Below are 937 nucleotides of genomic sequence, written 5' to 3' on the forward strand. Positions count from 1 at the left end.
GCTTGTGAGGCATCATGTGGAACTGGCTGGCCGAAAATGCATCCCCCTTGCAGGCGACCGTAGGTGCAATTACTGCGTTGGTCTGGCTCGTCTATCTCCAGATTCTTGTATCAGGATTGCGGCGCCAACGACGCACCGAAATCCTGATACACCTCGGTGGTAGTCAAAGTCTGGATGCCCGTGTCTTCATCAGCAACCTCGGTTTCGAGCCGATATATATTCTTGAAATTCTGTTGACCATCTGGTCCCCGGAGGGTGAACGGGAGACCTCCATCGCTGATCGCACCGAGATGGCGAAAGAGGATCTGTCCAACCCGAGTGCAACCACCTTTCAGGGTCCACTGAAAAGCGGGGAGTTTATCGACATCGGCAGCTTTGAAGACCTTCTGAAGCGTGCCCGAAGGAATACCTCGGACGATCTGGGTGCCGGTGCAATTAACCGCGTAGAGGTAAAAGTTGCAGCGATCTCGGCCGCAAGCTCCGCCATAGTGGCATCCAAACGGCAATTTTACATCGAGTGTGCCGGAGACAAATGCCAGATCCGACCGAAGACGCTTTATGCGACGCAAATCAGGTCCTGGTGGGGTCGCTACAGGCTCAAGCAGGAATTACAGAAAAAGATCTGAAAAGATGAGGGACGGCCCTGCCCCGGCCCGTAGCGGGGCAGGTGTTCACGAAGGCGAGATTGAGGCAATCGATCTGATGCCCGGGCCTTGCGGCCCCCGTGTCTGATCAACCGGACTTGACGTTGATCCGCTTCACCCTTGCCTTGGCCTCCTCGGTCTTTGGCAAGGTCACGGTCAGCACGCCGCGTTTGAACTCGGCCTCGGCCTTGTCCGCATCGACCCCCGGCGGCACCGGGATCATCCGGTGGAAGCTGCGCCGGGACTGCGAGGTGAAACCGTCCTTCTCGGTCTTTTCCTCACTCTCGCCGCGG

2 protein-coding genes are annotated in these 937 nt (G+C 57.4%); one reads left to right on the forward strand and one right to left on the reverse strand.

The genetic code is table 11. The features are described from left to right. The first annotated feature begins 14 nt into the window (after positions 1-14). On the forward strand, positions 15-626 hold the full coding sequence (locus DC366_RS19485) for a hypothetical protein (RefSeq protein ID WP_108693789.1): 612 nt from the start codon (positions 15-17) through the stop codon (positions 624-626). A gap of 106 nt (positions 627-732) precedes the next feature. Here the strand turns inward: DC366_RS19485 and DC366_RS19490 are convergent. Beyond that, the coding region (locus tag DC366_RS19490; protein WP_133176262.1) for an Hsp20/alpha crystallin family protein at positions 733-937 on the reverse strand (205 nt) is incomplete at its 5' end.

The organism is Pelagivirga sediminicola (assembly GCF_003072125.1).
Lineage (GTDB): Bacteria > Pseudomonadota > Alphaproteobacteria > Rhodobacterales > Rhodobacteraceae > Roseovarius > Roseovarius sediminicola.